6 protein-coding genes are annotated in these 6,430 nt (G+C 65.9%); 3 read left to right on the forward strand and 3 right to left on the reverse strand.

Annotated features, from left to right (window positions below; genetic code table 11):
- From ACRDUX_RS24395 to ACRDUX_RS24405, 3 genes are all read right to left on the reverse strand, one after another.
- Positions 1–409: MFS transporter (locus ACRDUX_RS24395; RefSeq protein ID WP_526417346.1), on the reverse strand; the 409-nt coding region annotated here is incomplete at its 3' end.
- 36 nt (positions 410–445) lie between these two features.
- The gene (locus ACRDUX_RS24400; protein ID WP_526417348.1) at positions 446–1,168 is read right to left on the reverse strand and encodes an enoyl-CoA hydratase/isomerase family protein; all 723 of its coding nucleotides are present in this window, start codon (positions 1,166–1,168) and stop codon (positions 446–448) included.
- 1 nt (position 1,169) lies between these two features.
- A complete protein-coding gene (locus ACRDUX_RS24405; RefSeq protein WP_526417350.1) occupies positions 1,170–2,705 on the reverse strand; it encodes an aldehyde dehydrogenase in 1,536 nt (511 codons plus the stop codon).
- A 168-nt stretch (positions 2,706–2,873) separates the two neighbouring features.
- On the opposite strand from ACRDUX_RS24405, the gene ACRDUX_RS24410 reads away from it, so the two are divergent.
- From ACRDUX_RS24410 to ACRDUX_RS24420, 3 genes are all read left to right on the forward strand, one after another.
- Positions 2,874–3,584, forward strand: a complete 711-nt coding sequence (locus ACRDUX_RS24410; RefSeq protein WP_526417351.1) for a GntR family transcriptional regulator — start codon at positions 2,874–2,876, stop codon at positions 3,582–3,584.
- 261 nt (positions 3,585–3,845) lie between these two features.
- On the forward strand, positions 3,846–5,720 hold the full coding sequence (locus ACRDUX_RS24415; RefSeq protein WP_526417353.1) for an ABC transporter permease: 1,875 nt from the start codon (positions 3,846–3,848) through the stop codon (positions 5,718–5,720).
- 3 nt (positions 5,721–5,723) lie between these two features.
- The coding region (locus tag ACRDUX_RS24420; protein ID WP_526417355.1) for an ABC transporter ATP-binding protein at positions 5,724–6,430 on the forward strand (707 nt) is incomplete at its 3' end.

Here is a 6,430-nt window from a genome sequence, read left to right on the forward strand (position 1 = left end):
CCAGTGCCGCACCGATGGGAAGTTCGACGCCGGAGCCGATTCCGGCGATGAACCGGAACGTCACGAACTCCGCGTAGTTCACGACCACCACCGATAGCGCAGTGAACACCGAGAACAGCAGGACGCCGGTGATCAGGACGCGTACCCGGCCGACGTAGTCGGCGACCACACCGAAGAAGATCGCCCCGACGGCCCAGCCGGTGAGGAACACCGTGACGGCCAGGCCGCTGTAGAAGGTGGACGGTTGGCCAAGCAGTTCCGTGGTGGCGGGCCCGGCAACCTGGGTGAACAGGCTGTAGTCGAACCCGTCGAGCGCCCAGCCGAGGGTCGTCGCGACCAGCACGCTCCACTGGTAGCGGGTGATGCCCGAGTGCCAGTGCTCTTCGGTGCCGGTGTGGGCAGTGGTCATGGATGGCTCCTTCGCCAATTGCCAGCGTGCTCAGGTCTATTCGGTTGGTGCGGCAGTCTCGCCGCGGCGTAGCGCACCGACGACGAGCCGGTCGATGCTGACTTCGAGTGCCTGGTCCTCGTCCAGCGGCCGGAACGCCCGCAGCATGTCCTTGATCTCGCCGTGAATCCGCGGGCTGCGGGTCCGCAGCGCATCCACGCGGTCCTGCACGTCCTTTGCGAGCGCCTCCGGGGAACTGACCACCTCGTTGAGCAGGCCCAGTTCCAGCCCGCGGGTGGCGCTGATCGCTTCGCCGGTGGCGGTCAGCCAGAACGCCTGCCGCTCGCCGACGATGCGCGGCAGCCACGCCAGCACCAGGGCAGGCGCCAGGTCGATGCCCACTTCAGGGAACCACAGCGAGGCGGCCGAAACCGCCACGGACACATCGCAAGCCGCAAGCAGGCCGACGCCGAAGCCCGCGGCGTCGCCTCCGACCTCGGCGACGGTGACCAACGGCGTGTCCCGCAGCGCGCGGTGCAGGTCCACCAGCGTCCTGGTCTCCGCGCGGAGCTCCGCCGGGGTGGCGCCCGCGCGTTCCCGACCCAGACAGAACACTTTGCCTGTGGCCCGAAGGCGCAACACGTGCGAGCCGGGCGGCGGCCGCAACAGCAGTTCGGTGAGTTCGGCGCAGAACTCGACGGTCAGGAGATTGTCCGGTGGCCGGTCGATCACCACCTCGAGGACACCGTCGGCAGGTGATGAGAATGCGACTTCGCCCATGTCAGTTCAGCCGATCCGTTGCGACGCCGCCGTACCAGTCGACGTCATCGGGCGCGGTGCGGATGGTCACCGCGCGGATGTTGGTGAAGTCGTTGAACGATTCCCAACCGCCCTCGCGGCCCACCCCGCTGTCCCTGACGCCTCCCCACGGTGACGATGGGTCCAGCCGGTGATGGTCGTTCACCCATACCATGCCGGTCTCGAGCTGCGCCGCCACGCGGTGGGCCCGCGCCACGTCCCGAGTCCAGATCGACGAGCCGAGTCCATAATCCGAGTCGTTGGCCAGCGCCACGGCATGCGCCTCGTCATCGAATGGGATCGCCACGACGACGGGACCGAAGATCTCGTCGCGCGCGATGCGCGAGTCATTGGTGACGTCGGCCAGCACGGTCGGTTCGATGAAGAAACCGCCGGGCAGCCCTGGCACGTCCGCCGCGTGACCGCCCGCCGCGAGCCGCGCGCCGTCGCGCAGCGCCGCCTCGACATGGCCGAGGATCCTGTCCTTGGCACGCTTGGAGATGACCGGCCCGAGTTGGGTCGTCGGGTCCGCCGGGTCACCGATCCGGATCGTCGCGGCGACCTTCGACAGCTCCGCGACGACGTCGTCGTAGATGGTCCGCTGAATCAACAACCTGCTGCCTGCGATGCAGGTCTGGCCGGCGCCGACGAAGCCGCCGAAGGCCGCACCGCGGGCCGCGACGTCGATCGGGGTGTCGTCGAAGATCAGCACCGGTGACTTGCCACCCAGTTCCAGGGTTGCCTTGGCGAACCGCTGGGCGGTGGCGATCGCGATGGCCCGCCCGGGCTCGGTGCCTCCGGTGAAGACGGCCTTCTTGACCAACCGATGTCCCGTCAGCGCGGCGCCCGCCGTCGGCCCGAGGCCAGGGACGACGTTCAGCACCCCGGCCGGGATGCCGGCCTCGAGCGCAATCTGACCGAGTAACAGCGCGGTAAGCGGCGTCTGCTCAGAAGGCTTGAGCACCACGGTGTTTCCGGTCGCCAGTGCTGGCGCGAGGCTCTTCGAGGCGATCATCATGGGGTGGTTGAACGACGAGAGGATGCCGACCACGCCGAGCGGGAACCGGCTGGTGTAGGCGTGGTAGTCGCCGCGCAGCGGCACCACCGAGGTCCGGTCGGCGAGCAGCAGCGCTGCGTTGTACCGGTACCACTCCGATAGCCGCGTGATCTGCGCCTTGGTCTCGGTGATCGGCCGCCCATTGTTCCTGGTCTCGAGTTCGTAGAGCTCGGCCATCCGCGCCTCGATGCCATCGGCGAACCGGTTGATCAACCGTGCTCGATCGTGGATCGGCATGGTCCGCCAGGGCCCGTGGCGAAACGTGTCGTGCGCGTTGCGGACGGCGTCGTCGACGTCTTCTTCACTGGCGCCGGACACCTCGGTGAAGACCTCCCCCGTCGCGGGATTGGTCACCGGAATGGGTGCGGCCCGTCCCTGCACGACGCGACCGCCGATGAGCAGTCCGGTGGGCAGCGGTACGCGGGGGTCCTCGCCGGTGGCGAGGGGCGCAGTCAAGGTCATGGCGGTCTTCTCTCGAAATCGGTATACCGAATTGCTATTTGGTACACCGCTGACCGTAGACAGGTGGGATCTGGAACGCAAGGCATACCGTTGCGCTCGGATAGACTCGATTCGCCGGGCCCGTAGACCGGGTGCCGCCGCAGTCGGACCACCAGCAAATGAGGGCAGATGGCAGGGGAATCGTCCGCAGGCCGGTTGACCAGGGATCTGCGTCAACGAATGTTGAGCGGGGAACTGCGCCCCGGTACCCGGTTGTCGCAACAACGGCTGGCCCAGGAGTACGACGTCAGCCGCATGCCCGCACGCGATGCCCTGCAGGCGCTGGCCAGCGAAGGACTCGTCGACGTCAGCGCCACCACCGCCGTGGTGCGGCGGCTGTCGGTGTCGGAGTTGCAGGAGCTCTACGAGCTGCGCGAGGCGGTCGAACCGATGCTGACCCGGCTGGCCGTGCCCAACGTCGGCCGCGCCGAACTGACCCGGATGAAGGTGCTGCTGGAACGGATGGAGGCCGGCCCCGACCCGGTGCAGTGGCTGGAGTGCAACACCGAATTCCATGCGCTCGTCTACACCCGCGCCCACCGCCCCCGGATGATCCAGATGACCGAGCAGCTACGCAGACTCACCGATCGCTACCTCTATCTCCACGTCGGGGTGTTCGGCGACATGGGCCACCTGCACGACGAGCACCGCCGCATCTACGAGGCAGTGAGCCGAGGTGATGCCAACGCCGCCGCGGACTTGACCCGCGCACACCTGGCGACCTCCCACGAGTTCATTCTCCGGTTCCTGCTCGACAGCGAACACAGCTCGCTGGAACCCGAAGGGGAGCCCGCCGAAACGTCTTTCGGCATCGTCGGCGCCGGCGGTCTGATCGGCTAACCGGGGCTGTCCGCGTCCCCCCACCGTGACCGACTGGCACCACGTGAGCGCGGTCCGAACAGTGAGCGTCGCCCGCACGTCGTCCAGATGCGTTCCGGCAGAAGCATTCACCGCGGCCCGCCCCGCACTCCTGCGGTGTGCGCCACGCCGGAAGAAGCCGCGCTGCTGTGACCCTTGACACAACTCGACTGAGTGGTAATGTCCCGGACATTCCTAAAACGATATGTCCGAACAAATATGATCAGTCATCTGAGGACCTCCGTGAACAGACAGGCAACGGTGCCAGCCCACCTGGACGATCTGACGGTCGATCACCAGCCGCAGGCCTCCGAGGGGGACGCGCCGCCCCGCCGGCAAGCCATGCGTTACCGGTTCAAGGTCGCCATTCGACGTCCGACCACGGTGATCGGCCTGCTCGGCCTTCTACTGTTCGGCTATCTGATCGTGGTGCCGATCGTGACGATGCTGATCCAGGGCGCCACCGTCAGCCCGAAGGACACCCTGATCGTCCAGCAGCCCGCCGGTTCGCTGACGTCCTACTACCTCTGGCGGGTCTTCCTCTCACCCGTATCCGGTGATCTGTTCTGGTGGCCGCTGGTACACACCGTCGTCGTCGGCGTCTGCTCGGTTGTCCTGTCGCTGCTCATCGGCGGTCTGTTCGCATGGCTGTTGACCCGCACCGATCTTCTTGGCCGGCGATGGTTCAGCACCGCTTTGATCGTCCCCTACATGCTGCCGACGTGGGCGTTCGCACTCGCCTGGAGCACGATCTTCAAGAACCGCACTGCGGGTGGGCAACCCGGCTGGCTGGAGTCGATTGGAATCACCCCGCCCGACTGGATCGCCTACGGCGGCGTACCAATCATCATCATCTTCACGCTGTACTTCTCGCCACTCGTCATCCTGATGCTCGGCAACGCCCTGAAACGCTTCGACTCGCAGTTGGAGGACTCCGCCCGGATTCTCGGTGCCGGCTATGGCACCGTGGTCCGCACCATCCTGGTGCCCCTCATGCGGCCGGCGATCGTATCGGCCGCCACGCTGATCCTGGCAAAGGTCCTTGGTGAGTTCGGGGTGACCTACATTCTGGGGCTGCCCACCGACTTCAACGTTCTGGCGACCTCGCTGTACCGAAACATCTCGACGCGCGAGAACGGCGCCGCGGCGGTCATCGCCGGCGCCGTCATCTTGATCGGACTGCTCTCGCTGTGGGTAGACGTGCACTTCCTCAAGGAAGCGCGACGCTTCGTCACGATCGGCGGCAAGGGGTCGATGGACAGAACACGGTTCCTCGGGAGATGGCGGATCCCCGCCACGACGCTCTGCGGAGTCGCGTTCCTCCTGAGCGTGGCCGTGCCGATCGGGGTGCTTCTGCTCTCGACCCTGATGCGGCGTCCCGCCGACTTCTCCACGAGCAACTTCACGCTCGCCTACTGGTTCGGCCACGGCCTCGACACCCCGGCGTTCACCGATGGAGTTCTGGTCAGTAGCGCGGTCTGGTCAGCGGTCTGGAACACGTTCTGGATCGTCGGGATCGCAGCGGTGTCCGCGGGCATACTGGGCCAACTCGTCGGCTACGTCGTCGTCCGCTCGCCAAGCCGTCTTCTCGGTACGACGCTTCGCCAACTGACGTTCCTTCCGTATCTGGTCCCTGGCATCGCCTTCGCGGTCGCGTATCTCTCCCTGTTCGCCGTACCCCGCGGTCCGGTGCCTGCCCTCTACGGCACCGCTGCAATCCTCGTACTGATCTACATGACCGAACAGATGCCGTTCGCTTCGCGCGCCGGCATCTCGTCGATGATGCAGCTCGGGCCCGATCCCGAAGAGGCTGCACAGGTCGCAGGTGCCGGGTGGTGGCGCCGGATGGCAGGAATCGTCCTGCCCATCCAAAAGCGATCCCTGGCAACGGGAGTACTCATGCCGTTCATTGCAGGTGTTCGCAGCTTGAGCCTCGTGGTGATCCTGGCGGTACCGGGCATGGACGTGTTGACCACCTTCGCGATCAAGCTCGTCGAGTTCGGCTACACCCAGGCCGCCAATGGCGTCGTCCTCATCGTCTCCGCCGTCGCATTCGGCGGCACGTATGCGATTCAGAAGATCATGAAGACCGACCTCGGTCGGGGATTAGGTGGATGACCGATGCCCACGATTCAACTCAACCGCATCAGCAAGCGATACCTCGGCGGCACGACGAGCGCTGTCGACGCCCTGGATCTGACGATTGACCATGGCGACTTCATGTGCATGCTCGGCCCGTCCGGCTGCGGGAAGACGACCACACTCCGCATGATCGCCGGACTCGAGCAGCCAACGGCCGGTTCGATTTCCGTGGACGAGCGGGTACTGGACTCGGTCGACCGTGGCGTGTTCATCCCACCCGAGCGTCGCGAAATGGGCCTGGTCTTCCAAAGCTATGCGTTGTGGCCGCACATGACGATCCGCCAGAATACGGAGTACGGCCTGCGCCTGCGCAAGATCGCGCGAACCGAGCGACGGCGACGCGCCGACGAGGTGATGACCGTGATGGGCATCGACGGCTTCGCCGACCGCTACCCCTCCCAGCTGTCCGGTGGGCAACAGCAGCGGGTAGCGCTGGCTCGTATGTTGGCGGTCAATCCGGGCGTCATGCTTCTCGACGAACCACTGTCAAACCTCGACTCACGACTTCGCCTGGAGATGAGGGCCGAGCTCAAACGCATCCACCAGGACTTTGGCTCGACCATCGTGTTCGTGACGCACGACCAGTGGGAGGCAATGACACTGGCGACCCGGATCGCGGTCTTGTTCGAGGGTCGACTTCAACAGATCGGGACACCTACCGACATCTACGACCGTCCGCGCAATCG

The organism is Mycobacterium sp., from assembly GCF_050701675.1.
GTDB lineage: Bacteria > Actinomycetota > Actinomycetes > Mycobacteriales > Mycobacteriaceae > Mycobacterium.

Coding starts and splice junctions, on each gene's coding strand:
- ACRDUX_RS24405 (WP_526417350.1), bottom strand. CDS start 2,705: ATGACCTTGACTGCGCCCCTCGCCACCGGCGAGGACCCCCGCGTACCG.
- ACRDUX_RS24410 (WP_526417351.1), top strand. CDS start 2,874: ATGGCAGGGGAATCGTCCGCAGGCCGGTTGACCAGGGATCTGCGTCAA.
- ACRDUX_RS24400 (WP_526417348.1), bottom strand. CDS start 1,168: ATGGGCGAAGTCGCATTCTCATCACCTGCCGACGGTGTCCTCGAGGTG.